The 24,240-nt window shown below is 61.8% G+C and carries 24 protein-coding genes; 12 read left to right on the top strand and 12 right to left on the bottom strand.

The window, feature by feature from the left end; genetic code table 11:
• Positions 1–56 precede the first annotated feature (56 nt).
• Entirely contained in the window at positions 57–2,036 is a 1,980-nt protein-coding gene (locus tag AC1DX6_RS15185; protein ID WP_477314604.1) for a bifunctional 2',3'-cyclic-nucleotide 2'-phosphodiesterase/3'-nucleotidase, read from the bottom strand.
• A 140-nt stretch (positions 2,037–2,176) separates the two neighbouring features.
• A complete protein-coding gene (locus AC1DX6_RS15180) occupies positions 2,177–3,442 on the bottom strand; it encodes an NAD(P)/FAD-dependent oxidoreductase (protein WP_477314602.1) in 1,266 nt (421 codons plus the stop codon).
• A 165-nt stretch (positions 3,443–3,607) separates the two neighbouring features.
• On the opposite strand from AC1DX6_RS15180, the gene AC1DX6_RS15175 reads away from it, so the two are divergent.
• Complete coding sequence (locus tag AC1DX6_RS15175; RefSeq protein ID WP_477314600.1) at positions 3,608–4,258, top strand: 5-formyltetrahydrofolate cyclo-ligase; 651 nt, start codon at positions 3,608–3,610, stop codon at positions 4,256–4,258.
• 152 nt (positions 4,259–4,410) lie between these two features.
• A complete protein-coding gene (locus tag AC1DX6_RS15170; protein ID WP_477314598.1) occupies positions 4,411–4,869 on the top strand; it encodes a hypothetical protein in 459 nt (152 codons plus the stop codon).
• Here the strand turns inward: AC1DX6_RS15170 and AC1DX6_RS15165 are convergent.
• Positions 4,866–5,339: an Lrp/AsnC family transcriptional regulator gene (locus AC1DX6_RS15165; RefSeq protein WP_127851891.1), complete on the bottom strand. Its 474-nt coding sequence runs from the start codon at positions 5,337–5,339 to the stop codon at positions 4,866–4,868. The genes AC1DX6_RS15170 and AC1DX6_RS15165 overlap by 4 nt on opposite strands.
• 213 nt (positions 5,340–5,552) lie before the next feature.
• On the opposite strand from AC1DX6_RS15165, the gene ald reads away from it, so the two are divergent.
• From ald to AC1DX6_RS15150, 3 genes are all read left to right on the top strand, one after another.
• The gene (ald, locus tag AC1DX6_RS15160; RefSeq protein ID WP_477276019.1) at positions 5,553–6,668 is read left to right on the top strand and encodes an alanine dehydrogenase; all 1,116 of its coding nucleotides are present in this window, start codon (positions 5,553–5,555) and stop codon (positions 6,666–6,668) included.
• Positions 6,669–7,032: 364 nt separating this feature from the next.
• Positions 7,033–7,506 (top strand): hypothetical protein, encoded by a 474-nt coding sequence (locus AC1DX6_RS15155; protein WP_477314596.1) that lies wholly within the window; start codon positions 7,033–7,035, stop codon positions 7,504–7,506.
• Positions 7,507–7,571: 65 nt separating this feature from the next.
• A complete protein-coding gene (locus AC1DX6_RS15150; protein ID WP_477314594.1) occupies positions 7,572–9,266 on the top strand; it encodes a B12-binding domain-containing radical SAM protein in 1,695 nt (564 codons plus the stop codon).
• 59 nt (positions 9,267–9,325) lie between these two features.
• Here the strand turns inward: AC1DX6_RS15150 and AC1DX6_RS15145 are convergent, their stop codons facing one another.
• The 5 genes from AC1DX6_RS15145 to sseA all read right to left on the bottom strand — a co-directional run bounded on the left by AC1DX6_RS15145 (position 9,326) and on the right by sseA (position 12,873).
• The gene (locus AC1DX6_RS15145) at positions 9,326–9,796 is read right to left on the bottom strand and encodes a DUF1203 domain-containing protein (protein ID WP_477314592.1); all 471 of its coding nucleotides are present in this window, start codon (positions 9,794–9,796) and stop codon (positions 9,326–9,328) included.
• Between the two features lie 74 nt (positions 9,797–9,870).
• Positions 9,871–10,677: a 4-hydroxy-tetrahydrodipicolinate reductase gene (gene dapB, locus AC1DX6_RS15140; RefSeq protein WP_477314590.1), complete on the bottom strand. Its 807-nt coding sequence runs from the start codon at positions 10,675–10,677 to the stop codon at positions 9,871–9,873.
• A gap of 109 nt (positions 10,678–10,786) precedes the next feature.
• Positions 10,787–11,344: an OmpA family protein gene (locus AC1DX6_RS15135; protein ID WP_477314588.1), complete on the bottom strand. Its 558-nt coding sequence runs from the start codon at positions 11,342–11,344 to the stop codon at positions 10,787–10,789.
• 108 nt (positions 11,345–11,452) lie between these two features.
• The gene (locus tag AC1DX6_RS15130; protein ID WP_477314586.1) at positions 11,453–12,016 is read right to left on the bottom strand and encodes a GNAT family N-acetyltransferase; all 564 of its coding nucleotides are present in this window, start codon (positions 12,014–12,016) and stop codon (positions 11,453–11,455) included.
• A gap of 5 nt (positions 12,017–12,021) precedes the next feature.
• On the bottom strand, positions 12,022–12,873 hold the full coding sequence (sseA, locus tag AC1DX6_RS15125) for a 3-mercaptopyruvate sulfurtransferase (protein WP_477314584.1): 852 nt from the start codon (positions 12,871–12,873) through the stop codon (positions 12,022–12,024).
• Positions 12,874–13,045: 172 nt separating this feature from the next.
• On the opposite strand from sseA, the gene AC1DX6_RS15120 reads away from it, so the two are divergent.
• The 3 genes from AC1DX6_RS15120 to AC1DX6_RS15110 are packed head-to-tail and all read left to right on the top strand — an operon-like array spanning position 13,046 to position 15,166.
• Positions 13,046–13,477 (top strand): hypothetical protein, encoded by a 432-nt coding sequence (locus AC1DX6_RS15120; protein ID WP_477314582.1) that lies wholly within the window; start codon positions 13,046–13,048, stop codon positions 13,475–13,477.
• Complete coding sequence (locus AC1DX6_RS15115; RefSeq protein WP_477314580.1) at positions 13,477–14,343, top strand: alpha/beta hydrolase; 867 nt, start codon at positions 13,477–13,479, stop codon at positions 14,341–14,343. Before AC1DX6_RS15120 ends, AC1DX6_RS15115 begins: the two co-directional genes overlap by 1 nt.
• A gap of 13 nt (positions 14,344–14,356) precedes the next feature.
• Positions 14,357–15,166 carry a hypothetical protein gene (locus AC1DX6_RS15110; RefSeq protein ID WP_477314578.1) on the top strand — a complete coding sequence of 270 codons (810 nt, stop codon included), beginning with the start codon at positions 14,357–14,359 and terminating at the stop codon, positions 15,164–15,166.
• A 7-nt stretch (positions 15,167–15,173) separates the two neighbouring features.
• On the opposite strand, the gene AC1DX6_RS15105 is transcribed toward AC1DX6_RS15110, so the two are convergent.
• A complete protein-coding gene (locus AC1DX6_RS15105; RefSeq protein ID WP_477314576.1) occupies positions 15,174–16,427 on the bottom strand; it encodes a cytochrome P450 in 1,254 nt (417 codons plus the stop codon).
• 168 nt (positions 16,428–16,595) lie between these two features.
• Between AC1DX6_RS15105 and AC1DX6_RS15100 the strand changes: the two genes are divergently transcribed.
• Together AC1DX6_RS15100 and AC1DX6_RS15095 are read left to right on the top strand one after the other, a co-directional pair.
• On the top strand, positions 16,596–17,489 hold the full coding sequence (locus AC1DX6_RS15100) for an Lpg1974 family pore-forming outer membrane protein (protein WP_477314574.1): 894 nt from the start codon (positions 16,596–16,598) through the stop codon (positions 17,487–17,489).
• Positions 17,490–17,508: 19 nt separating this feature from the next.
• A complete protein-coding gene (locus AC1DX6_RS15095; RefSeq protein ID WP_477314572.1) occupies positions 17,509–18,363 on the top strand; it encodes an alpha/beta fold hydrolase in 855 nt (284 codons plus the stop codon).
• A 152-nt stretch (positions 18,364–18,515) separates the two neighbouring features.
• On the opposite strand, the gene AC1DX6_RS15090 is transcribed toward AC1DX6_RS15095, so the two are convergent.
• Positions 18,516–19,259 (bottom strand): alanyl-tRNA editing protein, encoded by a 744-nt coding sequence (locus AC1DX6_RS15090; RefSeq protein ID WP_477314570.1) that lies wholly within the window; start codon positions 19,257–19,259, stop codon positions 18,516–18,518.
• The gene (locus tag AC1DX6_RS15085) at positions 19,259–20,293 is read right to left on the bottom strand and encodes a cysteine synthase A (RefSeq protein ID WP_477314568.1); all 1,035 of its coding nucleotides are present in this window, start codon (positions 20,291–20,293) and stop codon (positions 19,259–19,261) included. Before AC1DX6_RS15085 ends, AC1DX6_RS15090 begins: the two co-directional genes overlap by 1 nt.
• Positions 20,294–20,506: 213 nt before the next feature.
• Here AC1DX6_RS15085 and AC1DX6_RS15080 point away from each other — a divergent pair, with 213 nt between their 5' ends.
• Both AC1DX6_RS15080 and AC1DX6_RS15075 read left to right on the top strand, forming a co-directional pair.
• Positions 20,507–21,328 carry an SDR family oxidoreductase gene (locus AC1DX6_RS15080; protein ID WP_477314566.1) on the top strand — a complete coding sequence of 274 codons (822 nt, stop codon included), beginning with the start codon at positions 20,507–20,509 and terminating at the stop codon, positions 21,326–21,328.
• Between the two features lie 98 nt (positions 21,329–21,426).
• Positions 21,427–22,401 carry an alpha/beta hydrolase gene (locus tag AC1DX6_RS15075; protein ID WP_477314564.1) on the top strand — a complete coding sequence of 325 codons (975 nt, stop codon included), beginning with the start codon at positions 21,427–21,429 and terminating at the stop codon, positions 22,399–22,401.
• A 120-nt stretch (positions 22,402–22,521) separates the two neighbouring features.
• On the opposite strand, the gene AC1DX6_RS15070 is transcribed toward AC1DX6_RS15075, so the two are convergent.
• A complete protein-coding gene (locus AC1DX6_RS15070) occupies positions 22,522–23,946 on the bottom strand; it encodes a DEAD/DEAH box helicase (protein WP_477314562.1) in 1,425 nt (474 codons plus the stop codon).
• Positions 23,947–24,240: the final 294 nt, after the last annotated feature.

Here is a 24,240-nt window from a genome sequence, read left to right as displayed (position 1 = left end):
GCGGCCTGCGCCGCCTTGCCCTTCTGCCCATTGCGCGACGTCTCGCGAACCGATTTTCAGAGGATGATGCGGTATTTCGCAAACCCCGCTTCGCCCTCGCCCGCCGGTTCGATCTTCAGCGACGTCACCTCAGCAATGAAATCCTTGGCCTTGGCGCCGGTCTCGAACACGACGCTGGTTCCAGGCAATGGCGCAAACGACCAGTTGCCGTCCGCCGAGGGATTGATGGTGCCCTCGCTGATAATGTAGCGAACGATCACATCGCGGTTGGTGTCGGGCGCCTCATAGATGATCTTCGAGGCATTGATATCAGGGAAATTGCCGCCGCCGCCGGCGCGGTAATTGTTGGTGGCGACGACAAATTTCCCCGCGGGATCAATTGGTTTACCGTCGAACATCAGGTCGACGATGCGGTTTGAACCGGCATTCGCCAGCCCGCCCTTGGCATCGTATTTGGGTGGCTGCGACAGGTCGATCCTGTAGCTGACGCCATCGATTACGTCGAAATTGTAGGACGGGAAATCGGTGTTGATGAGCGCCTGGTCGGCTTTATCAGGCTCGATCCTGTTGAAGATGCCGGCCGACATTTCCAGCCATTCCTTCACCTGCGCGCCGGTGATTTCGACGGCGCGCACGGTGTTCGGATATAGATAGAGATCGGCGACATTTTTGATCGCAATATCGCCGACCGGCACGTCGGTATAATAGTCGGCGCCGTTGCGCCCGCCCGCCTTGAAGGGAGCCGCCGCCGACAGCAGCGGCACGTCCTTCCACTGCGTATTCCTAAGGATATTCTTGAGATACCAGGTCTGCGCCTGGCTGACGATCTGCACCGACGGATCGTCAGCGACCAGCGCAAAATAGGAATAGAGCGGCGCAGAAGTCTTGCCGACGGGACGGCGCACATAGGCAAGCGTCGCCTCGTGGTCTTGCTTCAGCGCGTCGACGATGCGCTGATCGTCCTCGACCGTCGGCTTGTTCGCCTTGTCGACCCGCTCGTAAATCGGCCGCGCCTCCGAGGTCGCCGATACCACCTTCCATTTCGACCCATCGCGCTCCAGCATCAGGTCGATCAGGCCCATATGCGAACCCCAGAAGCCGCCCATGACGGCAGGCTTGCCTTGCAGCGTGCCCTTTTGCGTATCGACGGCCTCAAGCGACTGAAAGTCCTTCTTGCCGGGGAAGACCAGATGCTGGTGACCCGTAAAGACCGCGTCGATACCCTCGACTCCAGCGACGAAGAACGAGGCGTTCTCCATCATGTCGCCCTGCTTGATGTCGATGCCGGAATGCGAGAGCGCAATGACGATGTCGGCGCCCGCCTCCTTCATCTCAGGCACCCAGGCCTTGGCCGCCTCGACGATGTCGCGCGTCTTGACGTTGCCCTCCAGGTTCTTCAGGTCCCAGACCATGATTTGCGGCGGCACGAAGCCGATGATGCCTATCTTGATCGGCTGCTCGGCGCCCGACCCGTCCTTGATCTTCTTCTTCAGGATGACATACGGCTTGAGGTAAAGCTTGTCGTCGCGTGGGTTGGCGGCAAGCTCGGTGCCTCGGATCAAATTGGCGCAGACGAAGGGGAAATTGGCGCCGGCCAGCACTTTGTCCAGGAACGACAGGCCGTAGTTGAACTCATGGTTGCCGAGCGTCGAGCATTCGTAGCCGAGCAGGTTCATGCCCTTCATGATCGGATGCAGGTCGCCCTCTTTCAGCCCCTTCTCATAGGCGATGTAGTCGCCCATCGGATTGCCTTGCAGGAGGTCGCCATTGTCGATCAGCATCGCGTTGGTGGCTTCCTTGCGCACCGCTGCGATCAGCGACGCCGTCCGCGACAGCCCCATCGTGTCGTTTGGTTTGTCGGCGTAGTAATCGTAGGGCAGCACATTCACATGGATGTCGGTGGTTTCCATAATCCTGAGATGCGCCTGGTTGGCCTGCGCGCGAGCGGAGAACGGATGGAGCATGATCAGCGCGCCTGCCGCGGTGGCGCCGGCGAGAAAGCCACGGCGGGAGACGGGGTGGAGCAGTTGGGGCATTGTTTTTTCCTACTTCGACAAAGTGACAAGCCCAGACCCGAAGCAGAAACTTCGCGCCGAAATCCGGCCATGTCCACCGGGAAGTCAATCGATCAGGAAAAGGTGACGGGCGGATGAAACATCCTCACCGGAACGAAAAGTCAGCCCTTGTCGTCATCGCCTTGGGTGATCAGCCGCGCGCTGCGCTGACCCGTCAGGTAGATCCATAGCCAGCTTAGCGAGACCGCAAGCCGGTTGCGAAAGCCGATCAGGAAGTAGATGTGCGCAATTCCCCACAGCCACCAGGCGAGCCACCCGGTGAGCTTGATCCAGCCGAAATCGATGGCGGCGGCGCGCTTGCCGATCGTCGCCAGATCGCCGGCATGCCTGTAGTGGAAAGGACGCGCGGTCCTGTCACCGTTAAGCCGGGCCTTGACGGTAGCCGCAACATGTCGGCCCTCCTGCTTGGCGGAAGGCGCCACGCCGGGGACCGGCCGTCCGTCGGGCCGCAGCACAAGGGCGGCGTCGCCGATGACAAAAATCTCGGGGCTGCCGGGCACGCTGAGGTCAGGCTCGACGAGCACCCTGCCCGCCCGGTCTGCCTTCGCTCCAAGCCATTCGGCGGCGGGCGAAGCGGCAACGCCGGCTGCCCAGAGGATCGTTCGGGCCGCCAGTTGCTTGTCGCCAAACACAACACCTTCGGCGTCGCAGCGCGTCACGGCCCGGCCGAGCTCGATCGTCACGCCCAGCCGCTCGAGCGCCTCGCCAGCGTAAACGGAGAGTTTTGGCGCGAAATTGGCAAGGATGCGATCACCGGCCTCGATCAACACCACGCGCGTTTGCCGCGTATCGATGTTGCGGAACTCGCCGCGCAGCGTGTCATGCGCCAGCTCGATGATGGTGCCGGCAAGCTCCACACCGGTCGGCCCGCCGCCGACAATCGCAATGATCAGAAGCGCTTGGCGTTTGGCAGGATCGGTTTCGCGCTCGGCCTGCTCGAACGCCAGCAGAATGCGCCGCCGAATGGTGGTGGCGTCCTCCAGCGTCTTTAGCCCCGGCGCAAAAGGCTCCCATTCGTCGTGGCCGAAATAGGCGTGACGCGCGCCGGTGGCCAGCACCAGCGTGTCATAGCCGACGGCACTGCCGTCATCGAACAGCACGCGTTTGCCGGCGCGGTCGACGCCGGTGACATTGGCGAGCAGCGTCGTCACGTCCTTGCGCTTGCGTAGGAGATGGCGGACCGGCCAGGCGACTTCCGAGGTGGCCAGCGCCGTGGTCGCCACCTGGTAGAGCAGCGGCTGGAACAGATGATGGTTGCGCTTGTCGATCATGGTGATGCGCACCGGCGCGCCGGCCAGCGCGCGGGTGAATTCGAGACCGCCGAAACCCGCGCCGACAACGACGACATGATGACTGGCTTCGTTCATCTCATTCACCCTGATCTATCGAGTTGGATGTAGGTATTTTTGTGCACCGCAACAATGTCCCGTCCTGGCAATTGCCCGGGAGTCGCCGTTCGATGTCGTGAATGCACATGTCGCACACCATGGCCGGGTATAGCCTTTGCCGAAACAGCACGCCGAGGGTGAAGCATGGCCAGCGATCATGACGACGAAGCTTTGGCGCAATACGCTTCGCCGCCCTGCTTGATGCATGAACTCGATCCGGAGTTTCGTGCGCCCTTGAGCGATTGGACCGACGTAAGACGCTGGCGCAAGGCCGAGCGCGAGCGGCTCATCGCGGCCCGTCTCGCCGTTGCCGCCGACGCGCGGGCAGCGATGTCGCAGCGCATCGCCGAAGGTCTCGACACTGTCATCGGCGAGATCGCCGGCCGCATGGTCAGCCTCTACTGGCCGTTTCGCGGCGAACCGGATTTACGGCCCTGGATGGCGTCCATCAACGAACGTGGCGGCCGCACCGCCCTGCCCGTCGTCATCGAGAAAGGCCAACCGCTGGTCTTTCGCGCCTACGTGCCGGGCGACCGTTTGGAAAAGGGCGTCTGGAACATCCCGATCCCGGCGGAAGGCGACCCGGTGCTGCCCGACATCGTCATCTCGCCGATCGTCGGTATCGATCCCAGCCATTACCGCCTGGGTTACGGCGGCGGCTTCTTCGACCGCACGCTGGCGGTGATGCCGTTCAAGCCGCTGGTCATCGGCGTCGGCTACGAACTGCAGCGCATTCCCACCATCTACCCGCAGCCGCACGACATCCCAATGGATCGGATCGTCACCGAGGCCTAAGAGTACGGACCAACGTGTTTCAATCGAGCCATACGCCCGCCGTGTAGCAACGCAAATGTTACGTGACAAAAATCCGACTTGGTCGATAAATAATCTTCAAGGAGACCATGCCGCGGCGGACCGTTTCGACATCACTCTGGGCGGATCCAACAGTGTCCAGTCGCGCCTGGATTGATTGCTTCGCAACGGGTGACAAGATGATCGGACGAATTATAGCGGCGGCCCTCGCAATTGCGTTTTCCTGTTCGCCTTCGCATGCGCTACCAAAGCATCGTTTGCCCAGCGGTTATAAATGGGGCCGCTGCCTGCTTGTTGTTGACGGCCAAACTCGCATATCCGGAAGATGCTCCTATCAAATCGAGCAGGGCGGCGATTTCAATATCCAAGGGCCCCGGCAGGTTTTTGCAGGGATCGACTATCCCGATACGCATAGTGGCGCTGGTGAAATGTCCGAAGATTACTGGGCGGTTGTCTACAAGGACGAGGATGTCTGGGCGGGCTATGGGAACTCGGACATTCGCGCAACGCACGGTGATGAACGCTGGGAAGAACTTCGCCGCGAAGGCGCGTGCTATATTGGGAAAGACGTCCGCGTGTGCCTTTGGCGCTAGGCCAGTTCCGGCTTCATCCCCATCGCCGTGCGGTCGACAATCTCGCGCAAGGCGAATGACGAGTTGATCTTCGTCACATGCGGCATCGCCGACAGCCATTCCTTGTGGATGCGCTCGTAATCGACGAGATCCTTTGCCGCGATGCGCAGGATATAGTCGTATTCGCCCGACATCAGATGGCAGGACAGCACGTTCGGGCAGCGTTTGATCGCCGCCTCGAAATCCGACAGCGTCTTCTCGAACTGTCCCGACAGCGATATATGCACGATCGCCGTCATCTGGTGGCCAAGGGCGGCATTGGAAAGCCGGGCGTGGTAACCGCGAATGGTTCCGGATTTCTCCAGATTGTCGAGCCGCCGCGAACAGGCCGACTGCGACAGGCCGACCTTCTCGGCGAGCGCTGCATTGGGAATCCGGCCATCCTTCTGCAAAGTCTCGAGAATAGCGATATCAATCCTGTCGAGTGGCATTTTTCGTGATTCCTGCGACTATTCGGCTATTTCGCGCAACGATTATCGAAAACGCCCCTCTCACGCAAGCGCATTCGCAAGCACTTTCGGAACGATTCGTGGTTCACTGCCTTCAATGCATGTCGCCCAAAAGTGTGCAGCGGTTTTGGGACAACGACATGCACGAAAACAACAGGGAACGAGCCCAAAAGGGCCGGATCAGGAGATAAAAAGATGCGCGTCGGCTGCCCCCGGGAAATCAAGAACCACGAATACCGCGTTGGCCTCACACCAGGCTCGGTTCGCGAATATGTTGCTCACGGCCATGAAGTGCTGGTCGAGACCGGCGCCGGCGCCGGCATCGGCGCCGATGACAACGCCTACCGCGCCGCCGGCGCCACCATCGCCAAGACGGCCGCCGACGTGTTCGCCAAGTCCGACATGATCGTGAAGGTCAAGGAGCCGCAGCCCAACGAATGGGTGCAGCTGCGTGACGGCCAGATCCTCTACACCTATCTGCATCTCGCTCCGGATCCGGAGCAGACCAAGGGCCTGCTAGCCTCCGGCGTCACGGCAATCGCCTACGAAACCGTCACCGACGATCGCGGCGGTCTGCCACTGCTGGCGCCGATGTCGGAAGTCGCCGGCCGCCTGTCGATCCAGGCCGGCGCCACCGCGCTGCAGAAGGCCAATGGCGGCCGTGGCGTGTTGCTCGGCGGCGTGCCCGGCGTGCTGCCCGGCAAGGTCACCGTGCTCGGCGGCGGCGTCGTTGGCTTGCATGCCGCCAGAATGGCGGCCGGCCTTGGCGCCGACGTTACAATCATCGACCGCTCGATCCCGCGCCTGCGTCAGCTCGACGACCTCTTCGCCGGCCGCGTGCACACCCGCTACTCCACAGTCGAGGCGCTGGAAGAAGAGTGCTTTTCGGCCGATATCATCGTCGGCGCCGTGCTGATCCCGGGTGCTGCCGCGCCGAAACTCGTCTCGCGCGAAATGCTGTCCGGCATGAAGAAGGGCGCGGTGCTGGTCGACGTCGCCATCGACCAGGGTGGCTGCTTCGAGACCTCGCATGCCACCACCCATGCCGATCCGACCTACGAAGTCGACGGCGTCATCCACTACTGCGTCGCCAACATGCCGGGCGCGGTGCCGGTCACCTCGGCGCATGCGCTCAACAACGCGACGTTGCATTACGGCCTGCAGCTCGCCGACAAGGGCCTGAAGGCGATGATCGACGATCATCATTTGCGCAATGGTCTCAACGTCCACAGGGGCAAGATCACCAATCGCGCTGTCGCCGAAGCACTCGGCTACGAACTGGTCGAGCCCAAGGCGGTCCTGGCCGCCTGATTTCACCAAACAAGAGTTTCCTCCTATCTCGCCCGCCGGTTCGTTCCGGCGGGCTTTTTCTTGGCGCGGAAAAATGCGGGCAACAAAAAAGCGGAGCCAAAGCCCCGCTTCCTAGGTCATCGAGATTTCCCGCCGGTTCATCCGCGGTCGGCAAATCGATCGACACTCACTCTCTAGCGCGACTATGCGACGGCAGTACGACAGCCGTAACCGACTTCGGTGCGCTTGATCAATACTTGCTGCGACCGGCTGGCCGACGCCAGAGCAAGTGTGAGCGACTTCACATTCGCAATTCGAAATATGCCTAGACTGACGCTGCTCTGTGGCGGCAGAGGCCGCCTTCCCACCATTCGAGGAGACCGCAATGGTCAAGGCACCGAAGGAAATTGGGATATCCGAAATAGCAGCCAAACTGGATGACCTGCATGGCAGATTGTCCGCGATCGAGACTGGTCTTGGCCGGCGCCCCGGCGGACCCGTTACCGATCCCGCGCCCTACCCTGGCGGGGTGATCATCGATCCGGCGCCCTACCCATACCCCTATCCGTTCCCGCATCCATTTCCCTGGCCCCGGCCGCCCATCCCGTGGCCATGGCCCGGCCCCCATCCGGGTCCAAACCCGGTCGATCCGCCTCCCTTCTGGGATCTGCGCGGCCAGTTGGCTTCGATCGCAGATCTCATCGGCAAGCTGCGTGGTCCGATCTTCGACCCGCCGCCGATCGACTTCTCGCGCATGTCTAAGGAAGCGCTGCAGTCGCAACTGCACGAGATGAACGCTTCCAAGGTGCGCCTGGACGCAGCGATCGCCCAGGTCGAAAAACAGCTCGGCCAGAAGTGAGCAGCCGGATTGCGGGGGTCCGCCAGCGGACCCCCGTTCCTGCCCCAGCCAACGGAGGAACCGCAATGCTTCAAACGGTGCAGACGGTGCGGTTCGAGCCAGAGACCTATGCGTCGGCGCGGCCGGCGCGGGTTCTGCTCGTCGGCTACGAAGACCAGGACAATCTCGGCCTGCGCTATCTGATGTCGGCGCTGGCGCAAGCTGGCCATGAAGCGCAAATGGTCGAGTTCTCTGTCGATACATCGGGGCTGATTGCCGCCGCAAAGGCGTTCCATCCGGACATTGTCGGCTTCTCGCTGATTTTCCAGTACATGACCGCATCCTATATCGGCGTCATCGACGCGCTGCGCGGTTCCGGCTACCGCGGCCATGTCACGATGGGCGGGCATTACCCGAGCTTTTCCTATGCCGAGGTGCTCGACAAAGCTGCGGGTCTTGATTCGATCGTCCGTTTCGAAGGCGAATCCACGCTCTGCGCTCTGGCCGCCGCGGTCGCCGACGGCAAGGACTGGACCAGCCTCGACGGCATTGCCTGCCGCAAGGCCGGCCGCGTCCAGGCCAATTGCTTGCGCACCGTCATCGACGACCTCGACAGTCTGCCCCGGCCCGACCGCAGCACCATCCACTACAGCGACGATCCGCTGGAAACGGCCTCGGTGCTCGGCAGCCGCGGCTGCCCGTGGAAATGCAGCTTCTGTTCGATACGCCCCTTCTACGAGAAACAAGGCGGAGCACTGCGCCGGCTGCGCGACCCCGAATGCGTGGTCGACGAGCTTGAACAGCTCCATGAAACCGAAGGCGTGCGGCTGTTCCTGTTCCAGGATGACGATTTCCTGGCAACCGGAAAACGCGCCCGCGATTGGGCAACCGCCATCTCTGCCTCGGTGCGGCGCCGCGGGCTTGCCGGTCGCATCGCCTACAAGATCAGCTGCCGTTCCGACGAAATCCGCGACGACGTGCTCGCCGATCTTATCTCGGGCGGCCTGACCCACGTCTACATGGGCGTCGAATCCGGCGACGAGCACGGCCTCAAGCTGATGGAAAAGCTGATCGTGCCGGAAACCCACCTCAAGGCCGGCCGCATTCTGCGCCAGCATGATTTGTCATTCGACTTCGGCTTCATGCTGCTCGATCCCGATTCCACATTCGAGCGCATTCGCATCAACATCGACTTCCTGGAAAGTTTTATCGGCGACGGCTGGTCGGTGGCCCCCTTCTGCCGCATGCTGCCCTATGCCGGGACGCCGATCCGCGACCGGCTGCAGCGCGAGGGCCGCCTGCGCGGCACCGAATTCGAGCCTGACTACGTCTTTCTCGATCCCAAGATCGATGTGTTCTACGAGTTCATGCTGACTGCCTTTCACCGGCGCAACTTCACCAGCGATGGGCTGAGCCATCTGTTCCGCGCCATGCTGTTCGAGGCCTGGGCCAAGCTCGACGGTCTTCCGGTCTACACAGATGAGCAGAAAATGCGGCTGCGCTATCTTGCCGCCGTCTGCAATGGGCTTGCCGCCTACACGCTGCGCAGCGCCATTGCCATTATCGAAGCGACACCCCTGGAAGAGCTCTCGGCAAACATGCCGTCGCTTCGCTCGCTGGCCGAGAATGAACTCAAGCAGGAACTGTCGATCGAGCAGGAATTGCTGTCGATCTACCGCGCTTCACGAACGCCCGCGAATGTCCGTCTAGCCGGCGGCTTCGACCGCAGCTGGACCTTTGCCACCGCCACACAACCTTTAGCGGCAATGGCCGACTGCTGAAATTCGCGGACACGCTCCCCAACTGCCCGCCAGACCATCGGCGGGCTCTTTTTTTGGAGCTAGTCGGCCCGCTCGATACGGCACTGATAGCAATTGTTGCGCGCCGAGCGGACATGGACATAGGCGATGTCGACGCGTTCGAACAAGGTTTGCGCCCGCGCCGGGATGGCATCTGTCGGGATGACGCCGCCGCTGCCGTAGACGATGCGGTCATCGCTGCCATAGCCGCGCACGATGTAGTCGCTGCTCTCGAGCATTTCGGGAATCGCCTCAGCCTCGACGGCGCGCTCGCATTCATCGGCATGCAGGAAGATCGGCCCGGTCTCGGCATAGGGCTGCAGTACCGGGAACGGGCGGTAGGCCAGAACGAGATAAGGTTCACCAGCGGCAACGTTCTTCAGGCAGTGCCGGCAGGGCACGCCGTCGCCATCGGATATCTGCCGCTCCGGTGTGCGGCCGTAGGCATCAGCGGCGCGGCGCTGCAAGGCTCTCACATCTTCGGTCGGCAAGGCTTTGAACTGGATGGGCATGGCTAAATCTCCGGTGTTCGTTGACCGGAAATTATGCCGTGATCTGAGCTCGTCCCACCCGAATCCTGCCAACCTCAATCCATCAGCGCGTCGAGACCCCGCACCAGTCCGGTGATCTCTTGCACCCGCCTGATGGCAAGCAGCGTGCCGGCCACGTAGGGAGCGGCCGACGAGCCGGCGTCGTGGCGGATGGTTAGCCGCTCGTCGGGCAGGCCGAACAGCGCCTCGCAAGACAGGATGTAGGATGGCAGCCGAAGCGCATGCACCTGCACCCCCTCGCCGGCGCCGACCGCAGCACCGCGTGTTCCCGGCACGCCGGAGACCTCGGCGATTGGCCGCGCGGTCGATGCCTGGCGGATTTCGGCCAGCGCCTCCGCAAGCTCGCGTGCGGTGCCGGACGGCGCGTCAGGCTTTCTGGCGCTGGCATAGTCGATGACCTCGACATCCGGCACGTATTTCGCCGCCATCAGCGCAAAGCGCTTCATCAGCGTGGCGGTGATCGAGAAATTGCCGGCTGCGAGCACGCCGACCCGATTGGCGCGCGCCGCGGCATCGATCTCGGCATAGTCGGCGGCCCCCAGTCCGGACGTGCCGATCACCACATGGCGTCCCTTTTCGATGGCCAGCAGCGTGTGGTCCTTCACCACATCCGGCTTGGTGTAGTCGACCAGCACATCGGACGACGCTTCCAGCGCTTGCGCCAGCGAAGCGGAAACGATCACACCGTTAGCCGGCACACCAACCAGCAGGCCGCAATCCTGTCCGGCGCCGCTGCGCGAAACCGCGCCCGCCAGCGTCATGTCGGCTTGCGCCCCGATCGCCGGCACCAGCGCCTTGCCGACCCAGCCGGTCGCGCCGGCCATCACCACTCGTATCGCCATCGTCCGATCCTTCCATCGCCATGAGCTCCGAATGACCAGCGATATGGAAAGAGCCTGGCTCATTCAAGCCGGGCTCGTTTTCAGTGTCGCTCCAGGATGCTGGAACGGCCTATCGAATAAAATCGTCGAAGCGGCGAAGCGTCACCCGGCGATTGCGCCAGTTCTCGTCCTGCGTCTGCACCAGCAGAAACTCCTCGCCATAGCCGACGGTTTCGAGCGCGTAGCCCGGCACGCCGAATTCGCGCACCAGGGTCCGCTTGAGCGAGGCGGCACGCTGCTCCGACAGGATCTGGTTCGACTGGAAGGAGCCGACGGCGTCGGTGTGACCCTCGATCAGCACGCGGGCGCCGGGATCGCGGCGCAGGATGCGCTCAAGCGCATCGGCGATGTTTTCGATCTTGCCGTATTGCGTCTCGGAGATTGCCGCCGAGCCGAAGGCAAAATTGATCGACTGGATGTCGATCGAACGCGCCATGCGACGCAGATCCGGCCGCTTCTTGAATTCGCGGATGGTGACGCGCTGGTTGGGGCGCAGCTTCACCCGGGGCGCCGCCTCCAACTGGCGCTCGATCGTTGCCGCCGATGGCGTGGTCGCCTGGGCGAGAGCAAGGGTCGGCATGGAAAGGGCTGCGATCAGTGCCGCGGCAAGTGTGCGTCGGGTCAGCATGTCTTGTTCTCCTTCGGCCTCGATCCGATGGCCGCATTGGTCGTGTCGCCAACATGGCAAAACCAGTCTGAAGCGCCGATGAACGGACAGTTCAGTGTGGAGGAGAAATCAAGGTCGCATGACGCTGGCAGAGCGCTCCAGGAAAGGCAGCGGATGCACCACCTCCTTCTTTTGCGCCACCGGCGTAAAGCCGAGTTTCTGGTAGAGCGGCAAGGCTGCCGGATGATCGAGCGTACAGGTCTGCACCGTCACCCGCTTCGGCCCGTGCGACCACGCTGCAGCGATCGCCGCCCCCAGGAACCAGCGGCCGATGCCTTGCCCGGTGGCGTGTTCCATCATGCCGAAATAGGCGAGCTCGACTTCCTCCGGCAGATGCGGCTTGAGGTCGAAGAATCCGGCCGGCGCACCGTCGACATAAAGCACCCTGATGTCGCGGTCCTCGCGATGGATGCCGGCCGCAAGCTCGTCATCGTCCAGCCTGAGCACGTTGACCCAGTGCCATTTGCGCCCCACCCGATCCATCAGGTAGCGGTAGAAATGCAGCGGAATGTCCTTGGTCTTCAACAGCGCGATCTGCCTGTTGTAGGGTAGCGGCGGCGAATAGGCCGGCGGCACATGCATTTCGAGAAACGTCACCGTCACCTCGATGTCGTCCAGCGCGCCGTTTTCCATCAGAATCATTCCTTGCCCATCACCACGGGCGTATCGCCGAGCCCGCCCCATTCCGTCCATGAGCCGTCGTAGAGCCTGTTGTCCGTATGGCCAAGCGTTTCCAGCGCCAGCGTGATCGCAGCCGCCGTGATACCTGACCCGCAAGAGGTGACGACAGGCTTCGACAGGTCGATACCGGCGTCCTCGACTACCTTGCGCAAGCGGTCCCTGGACAGAAGCTCGCCATTTTCCGAGAGCGCCGATGCCGGCACGTTGCGCGCACCCGGCATATGACCGGAGCGGATACCGGCGCGGGGCTCGGGCTCGACGCCGGTAAAGCGGCCTGCTCCGCGGGCGTCGGCGATCTGGCTCTCATGCGTCTCGACGATACGGCGCATGTCGGCAAGGCTGGCGACACGTGCGGCGTCAAAATCGGCATGAAACACGTTTGGAGCGATCCTGGTCGGCTCAGCCGTCACCGGCCGACCTCCTGCTTTCCAGCGATCGAAACCGCCATCCAGAATGTAGACCTGGAAGACGCCCATCACCCTGAACATCCACCACCCCCGCGGTGCGGAGAAAAAACCCGGACCGTCATAGATGATGATGGTGTCGTCGGCCGAGATGCCCATCGCGCCGACATACTGCGCGAAATGCTGCGGCGATGGCAGCGTGTGCGGCAGCGGTGAATCCGGTTCCGAGATCGCGTCCTGATCGAGGAACCGCGCGCCCGGAATGTGCGCCGCCTCATATTCGGCGCGCGCGTCGCGCTTCTGTGCCGGCAGATACCAGGAGGCATCGACGATCGTCAGGCCGGGCTCGCCGAGACGCTTCTGCAACCAATCCGCGTCGACGGTGAAAGGACTGTCTTCGGCCATTTTTCTTCTCCTGCTCCGCCCTCGGCAAAACTTGTTTGGCTTGACAATCTGGATGCGTTCCGAGCGCGCGACATTCGCTGCCGCAGTCCGTTGATACCGATTGTTTTCGTGTTTCGTGGCGAGTACGGATTGATCGTTATGATCTGGGGTAGGCGGGGTCAATAATCTAGGCATGAGCAATCTTCTGTTTTCCCGCATTCCCAGCAATCCGGTTTCGCTCGGACTTGTCTGCAACTTCATTGCGCACTATCCGCCTTTTGACGGCTACGAGTTCGGCCTCATGGTGAAGTCGCTTCGTTACCAGCTGGATCAGCAGACACACATGATCGGCTCGATCGACGATGCCATCGTCGCTTATGTCGGCTGGATCCAGACCAGCCGCGAGATAGCCGAGGCCTGGGCAATAAATGGCGGGCCGCTTAATCCCTTCCCCGATGGCGATGCCACAGCGGTGACGGTGCTGGCGACGCGATCCTCGTCCCATATCCTGCCGCTGATCAAAAAAGCCAAACTCATCAACCTCGACAAATCGGTATTCTGGAAACGCGACTTCATCGACAACCGCGGCTCGGTCAAGCGTGCCGTCCGCAAGCGCGACGCCTGATGCAATCGGTCGAATCCGCCGAGGCGCTGACGCAGGAGATTCTCATCCGGCTGGATGACCGTTATGCCGCAATGTTCGTGCGCATCTGGCGGCCTGCCGGCACGCCGCGTGCGACAGTCTTCTGCCTGCACGGCTTCACCGGCAACGGCGCCGACTTTGACTACCTCGCCACTTTCCTGTGCCGTAACGGCTTCCTGGTGATCTGCCCGGACCTGTTGGGACGCGGGCGCAGCGCGTATCTGGGTTCAGGATACGACATCAACGTCTACTCCAAATGCATGCGTGCACTCGGTGAGTTCGCTGGTACGGAGAACCACTTCATCGGTACTTCGTGGGGCGGCACGATTTTGCTTCTGTTTATGCACATGACACGCTCCAAGGCCGCGAAAATCGTTCTCAACGACGTGCCAATGCTCGGCGGGCCGAAGGTCGACGCGATGAGAAACGAAGTCATGAAGGAAAGTACGCTGGTGTTCGAGACCCACGCAGCGGCGAAGGATTATCTGGGCGCCACCAGGGCCGTCATGGGCTCAGTCGAGGAAGCGGTATTTAACCGCTATGTCGAGAACAGGATCTCGGCCAGTCAGGATGGTTTCCGGTTGGCCTACGACCCGGCCACGACTGGAAATTTCGGGGCTATGACCGGACGCGAATATGATCTTTTTCCGATCGCGGCAAAGATCGATGCCCGCATTCTGCTGATGTACGGCCGTGACAGCCATTTCATCGACAGGCAGGCCATTGACCGCACGCGGGTGATACGGCCAGATCTGGGACTTGTCGACAATATCGGTGCGGGCAATCCGCCATCGCTGATGACACTGGACCAGGCCCTGCTCATCCTGGGTTTTCTGTCTGCCGTCTGAAACTGGATCCGTCGTGGCGGGGATGATTCCGGAAATGCAATTCGACGATTTATACAGCAAGTTCATCGCCGAGACTTACGACCGCCAAAGCTTGGTCGAAAATCCCGCCAAGATCCTGGTTTGCACGACTCCGCGAACGGCCGGGCATTCCTATTGTCGGGTCCTGCAGCAGTTCGGTCTGGGAATACCCACTGAGTATTTTCAGTGGCAGTATGCCTTGCCGTTGATGAGACGGTGGTCGATCGACGGCACAATGGACCTTGAAAAACTCAATCAGCAGGCGCCTGCCTACGGTCGCCATCTCCTGGAGAAAAGGACCGAGAACGGCGTTTTCAGCGCCAAGATCTTCTATGAGAACCTGCCATTCGCACACAGTTCAATCGGCGATGACGACGACAACTCGTTCTACGTTTTCCTCTCGAGGAGAAACAAGACAGATCAGACCATCAGTCTGCTTTCGATGCTCCACACGGGCCAGCCGTTCGACAGCCAGGAGAAGCTGCCTGGGATTCCCACGGTGACAATTTTGAGCGAGAAAGTTGCGCGGGACACCGCACAGTATATTTTCGATAGCGAAATCAGGTGGAAAAATTACCTGAACACAGTTGATCGCCGTAGGGTGGCTCATGTCTTCTACGAGGACTTTATCGCGGACCAGCAGGAAAACGCATCCGCCACAATAAGCACCTGGTTCCCGCGCTTGGCGCTGAAGTCAAAAGCCATATCGACAAGCAAGCGCTATGCGCATGATGTCGAGTTCAAGACCATGATCGGAAGGCAATTCGGGGGTTATATCCGGCGGTTCTGGCAGGAACATGCCTGACTTGGCGTCATCGACGCGAAACACCGACCGAAGCCCCCTCCGCCGGCCGTAGCGCCAACCCATAGTCGAACCGGATCACATCGTCGGCACGGCTGAAGGCGAACTGACGGATTATCGCGAGAACAGCCTCTTTGACTTCCAACCGGCCGAGACGCGCGCCACCACACATGCGCGGTCCGGTTAGGAACGGAATAAAAGCCCGTCGGTCGAAGCTGTTCTCGATGAACTCTTTCCTGCTGGCGTCGAAGGTGCGTGGGTTTTCCCAGAAGGCTGGATGCTGGTGCACGCCGATGATCGACACCATGATCAGCTGCCCGGCGCGTAGATCGCGGCCGTCGAGCGTCGTGTCGGCGGCGACTTCGCGGGTCAGAAACGGTATCGGAGGGAAATAACGCATCGTCTCGTTGATCAAGCAATCGGTGTACGGCGTGTGCGCCTCGCCTGAGAGGACCTCGGCATGGATGCGCTCCTGCACCTGCTGGTTGGCCCCCAGCCGATCGATTACCCAAAGTACGGTCGTTACCGTGGTCTCGACGCCGGCGAAGAAATTCATGACGAACTCCTCCACCGGCGAAAAGCCTTCAAGGTCGCGGGCCTCGCTTCTAAAGCGGTCCATCTCGGCCGCCGCCCGGGAATCCGCCATCAGCAGCGATGCGAAATCGGCGATCACCGCGCGGGCATCCTGGATGGCGTTCGCGCGCTCGGCGGTCGTCGGGGTCACCCAGGAATAATATTGGAGACGCCTCAACACATCGCGCACCCTGTCGAGCAGCAAGAGTGTGGCCGCCATATCGGGAACAAGGCCGAAAGCCCGGTAAAATATCGTCATCGACGCCGCGAACAGGGCTTGCTGGATCGCAGGTAGCGTCGCGTTGGTGCCGGAAAGACCGGCAGCATAGACTTCCGCCACGGGATGCTGCTGCGCCGGCCTGGCGGCCGCCAGGTAAATATCCTGGGTGATGGCGCGCCGGACAGACCAGTCCTCGTCATTGGTGTTGAAGCGGCTGAACCCGAGGGCCGAGATCAAGGAGAAGTTCTTTCGGAAGAGCTCCGGCGCCTTGACGATCAAGTCGACGGCCTCGGGATTGTCGAAGACAGTCAGATTGCCGAGATCTCGGGCCTTGCCATTCGGCCCCACCTCCCCGCTCTGAGCGAAAAGCGCATAGACAAGGTTGTTGAGCACGCTTTCGATTTGCGCTGGATTGTCCACCAAACCCCCTGTCCGCCGAGGCTCGGTCAGCCCCTGGGCGACGCTTACCACATCTGTCCACCGGCGCTACCGAGGCACCGTGGCAAAGCAGCAACACCACCCTGCAAAGTTGCTGGCCGTACTTGCTGCAATGTACCGTTAGGTTATGTCTGTAATGTTGGTTTTGGGGCAGGATTCTAGACGGGGGTAAGTATGCGGGCTCGGGCACCTGGTAAACTGTTGGCGACTGTAGCGGCGTCTGCTGCTTCGGTGACTTCCGCGGGCGTGGTTGCCGCGCACGCGGAGGATGCGAAGATCACGGACCCGTCGGTGATCGATTCACGCGTCAAGATCGCCTTTGAGGGCGCGTTTTTTCAAAACAACGTCCACCAGGACGACAAGACCGGCGGCACCGACAAGCTTGGAAACAGCAATGGTGACTTCTCAGGTTCGATCGCGTTGACCAAGCAGATTTCTTCCGACATGGACTGGCGCCTTGCAGGCGCGTTTCACCTGGGCAAGAACCGCTCCTGGGACGTGGGTGGCCAGATAAATGGCGGCACACCGGGCTTTTTGACGGTAGGCTACGGCGACGACTACAACTTCCAGGCGTTCGATTTCGATGTCGGCAAGCACGTCAAGGTTCAGGCCGCCGATATCCGCTTCTTTGGCGGTCTGCGTCTGGTGCATTCGGATGAAAGAGTTGTTTTCTCCGAAGGCTTCGTCCCGGACAATCCGGCCGACAAGGGCGGTACCTTCGACAAGATTGGATCGTCGGAATATTGGGGCATTGGCCCGCGTATTGGCGCCGAAGCATACTACCCGGTGGGCGAAACCTGGGGGCTGACAGGCGCGGTTTCCGGTTCCGTCATGTGGGGCCGTCGCGAAAACCGCGAGGGATACAGATACGACTTCACAACGGGTGCACAGGGCTCCGGCACGCTGTTCAGCGAGTCCTCCAGCCAGACAGTCACCAATGTCGACGCCTCTGCCGGCTTGAGCTGGACGCCCCTCCAGGGGGCCACCTTTACGGCCGGGTACAAGATCGAGCAGTGGCATAATCTGCTTATCAATGCGGACAGCAGCACCCAGACCTTCCACGGACCGTTCCTTCGCCTCGAAGTCAAGATGTGACGGCGGCGGCCGGCATCCGGTGAGCTTGGGGGCGGAGTTCGAATCCAGGACCGCGGTCAACGGCGGGGTCAAACTGCACTACACGGCGGCGGGCTCTGGCCCGCCGATCGTGTTTCTGCATGGCTTTCCCGATCACGGCATGGGCTGGCGTCGGCAGATGCAAGCGCTTTGCGGCCGCTATCGCGTCATCGCGCCGGACCTGCGGGGTTTCGGACAAAGCGATGCGCCGCAGGGTTACGGCAACTATGTGCTGACGCATCTGGTCAATGACGTGCTGGCCGTTCTCGCGGCTGAAAAGCTGACCCAGGCCGCGATTGTCGGCCACGACTGGGGCGGCATCATTGCATGGTGGCTGGCCATACGCGTGCCGCAGGTCGTACGCCATCTCATCTTGTTGTCGACGCCGCACCCGCGCAATCATCTGCGCGCCATTGCCGATCCGGCCAATGCCGAGATCACGGGGTACATACGCCGTTTCCAGGTCCCGGGCGCGGCCCAGATGCTGAACATAGACGAACTCGCCAGCTGGGTCACCGATCCGCACGACAGGCAGGCCTTGATAGACGCGCTCAGGCGATCCGATCCGGAAGCAATGCTGGGCTACTACAGGGCAAACATACCGCTTGGCAGAGTGCCCGATATCGGGCAGCTGCCTCTCGTCAAGGCGCCAACCCTGGTCCTGTTCGGCACCGACGATCCCTATGTTCCAGCCAGCGCCTTTGACGGCACGTTCCGCGAGGTCGACAATGTGAGCTCACTGGTGGCGTTGCCCGGCGCCGGTCACTTCATCCACCATCAGGCAGCCAAGTTCGTCACGGAGCAGATCGAAGCGTGGGTGGCGCGACCGCCTTCCAGTTTCCGCCATCTTGCCTAGAGCATGATCGCGAAAAGTGGAATTTGGTTTTCTCGGACAAAAACGGGAACCGTTTTGTCCAGAGATCATGCTCAAACAAGAAGATAGAGCCCCATCCTGATTCCATCGGGATGGAAGGCTCTAGATTGGGCGTTCGGCGAAAGGTAGCCGCCTTAGCCCGCCGGCATCGGTCCAAAGCGTATGCGGAAGCGCCGGTTCTCGCGGCCCTTCTTCTCGATCTTGCCGATATGGATTTCGCCGACTTCGCCGGTGCTTTTTACATGCGTGCCGCCGCAAGGCTGGCTGTCGATCGAAGCGTTGTCGCCGATGCAGACCAGGCGGATCTTGCCGGTACCGACAGGCGGGCGGACATTCTTGGATTTCACCAGCCCGGGATTGGCGGCCAGCTCCTCGTCGGTGATCAGCCTGACAAAGATCGGATGATCGGCCCGCACCAGTGCCATCAAACCGGCGCTCACCTCCTCTTTGGTGAAGCCGGCATCCGGAGCGTCGAAGTCGACACGGCTGTCGTCTTCGGAAACCGAGGCGCCGGTGATCGGGAACGGGCAGACGACGGTGAGCAGGTGGCAGGCTGCGTGCATGCGCATCAAAAGGTGCCGACGTTCCCAGTCGATGACGAGTTTCGCCCGCTCGCCAACGGCAGCAACCGCCTGTTCAGGCGCCGGCACGTGGATGATCTCGTCCTTGGTCTCGCCGGTGATGGTCGCGGCAATGGCGATGCGGCTGCCGTCGGCGCGCTCCAGCGTGCCCGTATCACCCGGCTGACCGCCTGAGGTGGCGTAGAAGATCGTCTTGTCGAGGATGATGCCGCCGCGATCGTTGATGGCGACGACCGTTGCCTCGGCTGTCCTCAGATAGGCGTCGTCGCGAAACAGCGCTTCGGTCTTGTGCGCCATCAGACGACCTTCTCGAACGGCACCGAAATTGTGCTGCGCTGCTCCATCCAGCCCGGCACCGGCAAGTTCTTCTCGCGCAGGAACTCCGGGTTGAACAGTTTTGACTGATAGCGCGTGCCGTAGTCGCAAAGCATGGTCACGATGGTATGGCCGGGGCCCAATTCGCGGGCCAGGCGGATGGCGCCGGCAATGTTGATGCCGGTCGAGCCGCCGACGCACAGACCTTCTTCCTGGACCAGGTCGAAGACGATCGGCAACGCATCCTCGTCGGGAATCTGGAAAGAGAAATCCGGCGTAAAGCCCTCAAGGTTGGCGGTGATCCGCCCCTGCCCGATGCCTTCGGTGATCGAGCTGCCTTCGGATTTCAGATCGCCGCTGGTGTAATAACTGTAGAGCGCGGCGCCCAGCGGGTCGGCGAGCGCAATCTTGACGTCCTTGCTCTTGGCTTTCAGCCCGAAACCGACGCCCGCCAACGTGCCGCCGGAACCGACCGCCGATACGAAACCATCGACCTTGCCACCGGTCTGGTTCCAGATTTCCTGCGCCGTGGTGCGGATATGGCCGTCGCGATTGGCGACGTTGTCGAACTGGTTGGCCCAGATCGCCCCGTTCGGCTCCGACCGCGCCATCTGCTCGGCCAGGCGTCCCGACAGTTTCACGTAGTTGTTGGGGTTCTTGTAGGGCACGGCCGGCACTTCGATCAGCTCGGCGCCGAGCAGTTTGATCGTGTCCTTCTTCTCCTGGCTCTGTGTGTCGGGAATGACGATGACGGTGCGGTATCCCAGCGCCTTGGCAACCAGCGTCAAGCCGATGCCGGTATTCCCAGCGGTTCCCTCGACGATGACGCCGCCCGGTTTCAACAGCCCGCGCTGTTCGGCGTCGCGGATGATGAACAGGCCGGCGCGGTCCTTCACCGACTGGCCCGGGTTCATGAATTCGGCCTTGCCCAGTATCTCGCAACCGGTCTCTTCCGAGGCCTTGTTGAGGCGGATCAAGGGCGTGTTGCCGATCGCTTCGATCACAGAACGGGGCATCCAGGAATCCTTATGTAGCGTGCGGCGAACCCTAGAAACCCAAGGCTTCGGTTTCAAGGCAAGAATCGACTGGCACAGTCGCATTTCGGGCACTGCAATTTTCCGAAACAGCAGTTGCGTCCCGGCATTCATTTCAACCGTGTGCCGAAAAGCGCTCTTTTCATTCAATTCCTTCGCCGCTAGAGCACTAGCAACAGTCTCGCAGGGCGCAGCATGACACTCTATCGGGCCAACCCGAAACACGGCGTCGCCTGGATCACCGGCGGCAGCAGCGGCATTGGCCGTTCGCTGGCCAAGGATCTCGCCGCGCAAGGCTATGCCGTCGCGGTGACCGCGCTTGACGACGACCCGATCGACACGCTTGTGGTCGAGACGGCGCAGATGCCGGGTCGCGTCACGGCCTATCCTTGCGACGTCACCGACGAGAAGCGCATGGCGAGGACGGTCGCGGCAATCGAGAAAGATCTCGGCCCGATCGTGCTGGCCGTGTTCAACGCCGGAAATTACATCGCGACCCCCGGCGAAGACCTCGCCATCCGCGATTTCCACCGGTCTTTCGACGTCAATTATTTCGGCATCATAAACGGCCTGGTGCCGGTCATCGAGTACATGCGCGTGCGCGCCCGCGGCCATGTCGTCCTCGTCGGTTCGGTCACCGCCTATTTCGGCTGGCCGACCACCGCCGCCTATGGCGGCACCAAGGCGGCGATCAACATCCTGGCCGAATCGCTGAAATACGATTTCGACAAGATGAACGTCCGCATCCAGGTGATGAACCCGGGCTTCATCGATACACCGCTGACGGAAAAGAACATGCTCCCGATGCCCGGACTGATGCCGGTCAACCGGGCTTCGCGGCGCATGGCCAAAGGCATCAAATCCGGCGGGTTCGAAGTCACATTTCCGCGCCGGCTGAGCTGGGGTCTGAAGTTGCTCAGCATCCTGCCGAGGCCGTTTTGCCGCTGGTTCATCAGCACCGCGATCCGCTGGCCGGCGCGACCGCTCAACTACGACCGCAAGCCACCGAGCGAATAGAGCCGTTCGTAAAATTTGGCGACCCCGTCATCGGCGGGATGCCGGTTGTCTGTTTGCAATCACAGCCATAGGCTGACAAGTCTTGCGTGGAGTCTGCGATGGGGCGACGGATCGTGCTTGCGGTACTGGGCCTGCTTGTCGTCCTCGCTTTGGCCTTCGTGCTTGGCCCGCGCGTTCCGGTCGACACGACGATCCGTTTCGATCCCAAGGGGATCGGCGACGATCCGCAGGCCTATCTCGCGCGTGAAGAAGCGGCGGTGCCCAATATCCGCGACGGGCTCGAGAAAGAGATCATCTGGGCCAATCCGATGGTTCACGCCAAAACACCGCTGGCGATCGTCTACATCCATGGGTTTTCGGCATCGAGGGGCGAAGTTCGTCCGCTGCCCGACGACGTCGCCGACCAGCTCGACGCCAATCTCTTTTACACCCGCCTCACCGGTCACGGGCAGGACGGTGCGGCGATGACGCAAGGCAGCGTCAATGCGTGGATCAACGACTACGAGGAAGCACTCGCCATCGGCCGGGCGATCGGCGACAAGGTGATCGTTATCTGCACCTCGACCGGCGGTTCGCTGGCGGTGTGGGCCGCGACGCAGCCGGGCGCGTCTAACGGCGTTGCCGCGATCGCGTTCATTTCGCCGAACTTCGGCGTCAAGGCGTCGGGCGCCGAAATCCTGACCCTGCCGTGGGGCCGGCAGATCGCCAGGCTGGTCGCCGGCAAGGAGCACAGCTTCGTGCCGCGCAATGCGTTGCACGAAAAATTCTGGACCTACCGCTACCCGATCGAAGCGACTTTGCCGATGCAGGCGCTGACCGAGCTTGCCTATGGCGCGCCGGTGGAGAAGGCGACCATCCCGGCTTTGTTCATTTTTTCGGATTCCGACAAGGTGGTGCGCGAAGATCGTACCCGAGAAATCGCCGGACGCTGGGGCGCTGCGCACGAACTGGTGCCGGTCGATGACAACGGCGATCCCGACGACCACGTCATTGCCGGCGACGCGATGTCGCCCTCGACCACGGCCTTCCTGGCGCAGCGGATCGTCGTCTGGGTCAAGGCGATTACTGAGTAGCGATCCGGCACGTCGAACGATGCGCGCCCCGCCAAACGAAAAGGGCGACCGAAGCATCGCTCCGGTCGCCCTTTTTTCTGTTCAGCAAAGCCAAGCCTGGCCAGCCGGAGCTCGTTCTGCTTACGCAGCCCGCGCCGCGGGCCGTTTGCCGCCGAAGCGGCGCTTGTTGTTGCCCTTGAAGGGCTTGGCGCCTTCCGGCTTGCGCTCGCCGGCATACGCCGGCTTGTCGCCAAAGCGCGGCTTGCCGCTGTTCTGGCCGCCGGGCCGCCTGCCGTCACGACGGCCATTGCGGTCGTTGCGATCGTTGGCCGGCTCGAAGCGCTCGTTCTTTTCAGCCGGGTTGCGCTGCGGATCGGGGCTGCCGAGATGGTCGGCAACGATCGGCAGCTTGCTGCGGATGATGCGCTCGACCTGGCGCAGCTTGCTGTTCTCGGACGGATCGCAAAGCGTGATCGCGATGCCGTCCATGCCGTTACGGCCAGTGCGGCCGATGCGGTGGACATAGCTCTCCGCTTCGTCCGGCAGGTCGAAATTCACCACATGGCTGATGCCGGGCACGTCGATGCCGCGCGCCGCGATGTCGGTCGCCACCAGAATGCGCACCGAACCCTCGCGGAAATCGTTGAGTGCCTTCTGGCGGGCGTTCTGCGACTTGTTGCCGTGAATGACGGCGGCCTTGAAGCCGTCGCGCTCGAGGTCCTTGGTCACCCGATCGGCGCCATGCTTGGTGCGCGAAAAGATGATGACGGACTTCATTGCCTCGTCGGCGAGCATCGTCGACAGCACCTGGCGCTTCTGCTTGGTGCGGGCAAACACGACGCCCTGCACGATCTCGGCCGCCGCTGTGCTTTGCGGTGCAACTTCGACGCGGATCGGGTTCTTGAGCAGGCCCTTCGCCAGTTCGGCGATTTCATTGGGCATGGTCGCCGAGAACAGCACGGTCTGACGGTCGGGCGCGGTCGCCTTGGCGATGCGCTTGACGTCGTTGATGAAGCCCATGTCAAGCATGCGGTCGCCTTCGTCCAGCACCAGCCATTTGGTGTCGGCAAGCATGAGGTCGCCTTCACGCACCAGGTCGGTCAGCCGGCCGGGCGTTGCGATCAGGATGTCGACGCCGGGAGCAACCTTCTTCACCTGGCTGAAGCGAGAGACGCCGCCAAGCACGAGCGCGGTCGAGACATGTGCACCCTTGGCGAGGATCTTGATGGTGTCCTCGATCTGCACGGCGAGTTCGCGCGTCGGCGCCAGGATCAGCGCACGCGCCGTCTTCGGCCGGCGCTTGGTGCCGAGAGCGATGATCTTCGACAGGATCGGCAGCGCGAAGGCTGCCGTCTTGCCCGAACCGGTTTGGGCGATACCGAAAATGTCACGGCCTTCCATCTGCGGCGGGATCGCCTGCATCTGGATCGGCTTCGGCTCGGTGAAGCCGGCGCCATGCGTCGCCTTGAGCAGCGCGCCGGAGATACCAAGGGCTGCGAAACCGGTGAGTTCAGCAGTGTTGCCGGTCGAAATGGTGTTACCGGCAGAAGTGTTTTCGTTGGTCAAAATAGTCTTCTTTCACGCGGCCTTAGCCGCAAACATCGATGCGGCAGGGCGCAACCTGCCGTCGAAAAAATTGATATGAAACGACAAGGCGGGCGGACGGTATCGTCCACTCGGCTGCGCTGTCGTGCCCGCAGGCATCATGCCACGGGGCTTTTCCGCCACCTTGCCGAACAACCGGAAAGAGGGAAAACAGACGCAACCAGTCTCATTTCGTCGAGAAGGCCGGAATCTCCCGGCCCAAGCGCCTATGGGCTGCATATGGCTGAGTTCGCCCCGGAATGCAAGGGGCGTTAT

It is taken from the genome of Mesorhizobium sp. P2_C4, from assembly GCF_056404575.1.
Note: the sequence above shows the minus strand (reverse complement) of the source record. Positions and strands in the feature narration are given on the sequence as shown.

Coding starts and splice junctions, on each gene's coding strand:
- AC1DX6_RS15130 (WP_477314586.1), bottom strand. CDS start 12,016: ATGGAAAACGGCGCGCTGGACGACATCGAGGTGACGGTGACGTTTCTC.
- sseA (WP_477314584.1), bottom strand. CDS start 12,873: ATGGCCGAAGACAGTCCTTTCACCGTCGACGCGGATTGGTTGCAGAAG.
- ald (WP_477276019.1), top strand. CDS start 5,553: ATGCGCGTCGGCTGCCCCCGGGAAATCAAGAACCACGAATACCGCGTT.
- AC1DX6_RS15085 (WP_477314568.1), bottom strand. CDS start 20,293: ATGCCCCGTTCTGTGATCGAAGCGATCGGCAACACGCCCTTGATCCGC.
- AC1DX6_RS15150 (WP_477314594.1), top strand. CDS start 7,572: ATGCTTCAAACGGTGCAGACGGTGCGGTTCGAGCCAGAGACCTATGCG.
- AC1DX6_RS15075 (WP_477314564.1), top strand. CDS start 21,427: ATGGGGCGACGGATCGTGCTTGCGGTACTGGGCCTGCTTGTCGTCCTC.
- AC1DX6_RS15145 (WP_477314592.1), bottom strand. CDS start 9,796: ATGCCCATCCAGTTCAAAGCCTTGCCGACCGAAGATGTGAGAGCCTTG.
- AC1DX6_RS15175 (WP_477314600.1), top strand. CDS start 3,608: ATGGCCAGCGATCATGACGACGAAGCTTTGGCGCAATACGCTTCGCCG.
- AC1DX6_RS15180 (WP_477314602.1), bottom strand. CDS start 3,442: ATGAACGAAGCCAGTCATCATGTCGTCGTTGTCGGCGCGGGTTTCGGC.
- dapB (WP_477314590.1), bottom strand. CDS start 10,677: ATGGCGATACGAGTGGTGATGGCCGGCGCGACCGGCTGGGTCGGCAAG.
- AC1DX6_RS15120 (WP_477314582.1), top strand. CDS start 13,046: ATGAGCAATCTTCTGTTTTCCCGCATTCCCAGCAATCCGGTTTCGCTC.
- AC1DX6_RS15165 (WP_127851891.1), bottom strand. CDS start 5,339: ATGCCACTCGACAGGATTGATATCGCTATTCTCGAGACTTTGCAGAAG.
- AC1DX6_RS15185 (WP_477314604.1), bottom strand. CDS start 2,036: ATGCCCCAACTGCTCCACCCCGTCTCCCGCCGTGGCTTTCTCGCCGGC.
- AC1DX6_RS15080 (WP_477314566.1), top strand. CDS start 20,507: ATGACACTCTATCGGGCCAACCCGAAACACGGCGTCGCCTGGATCACC.
- AC1DX6_RS15115 (WP_477314580.1), top strand. CDS start 13,477: ATGCAATCGGTCGAATCCGCCGAGGCGCTGACGCAGGAGATTCTCATC.
- AC1DX6_RS15135 (WP_477314588.1), bottom strand. CDS start 11,344: ATGCTGACCCGACGCACACTTGCCGCGGCACTGATCGCAGCCCTTTCC.
- AC1DX6_RS15090 (WP_477314570.1), bottom strand. CDS start 19,259: ATGGCGCACAAGACCGAAGCGCTGTTTCGCGACGACGCCTATCTGAGG.
- AC1DX6_RS15155 (WP_477314596.1), top strand. CDS start 7,033: ATGGTCAAGGCACCGAAGGAAATTGGGATATCCGAAATAGCAGCCAAA.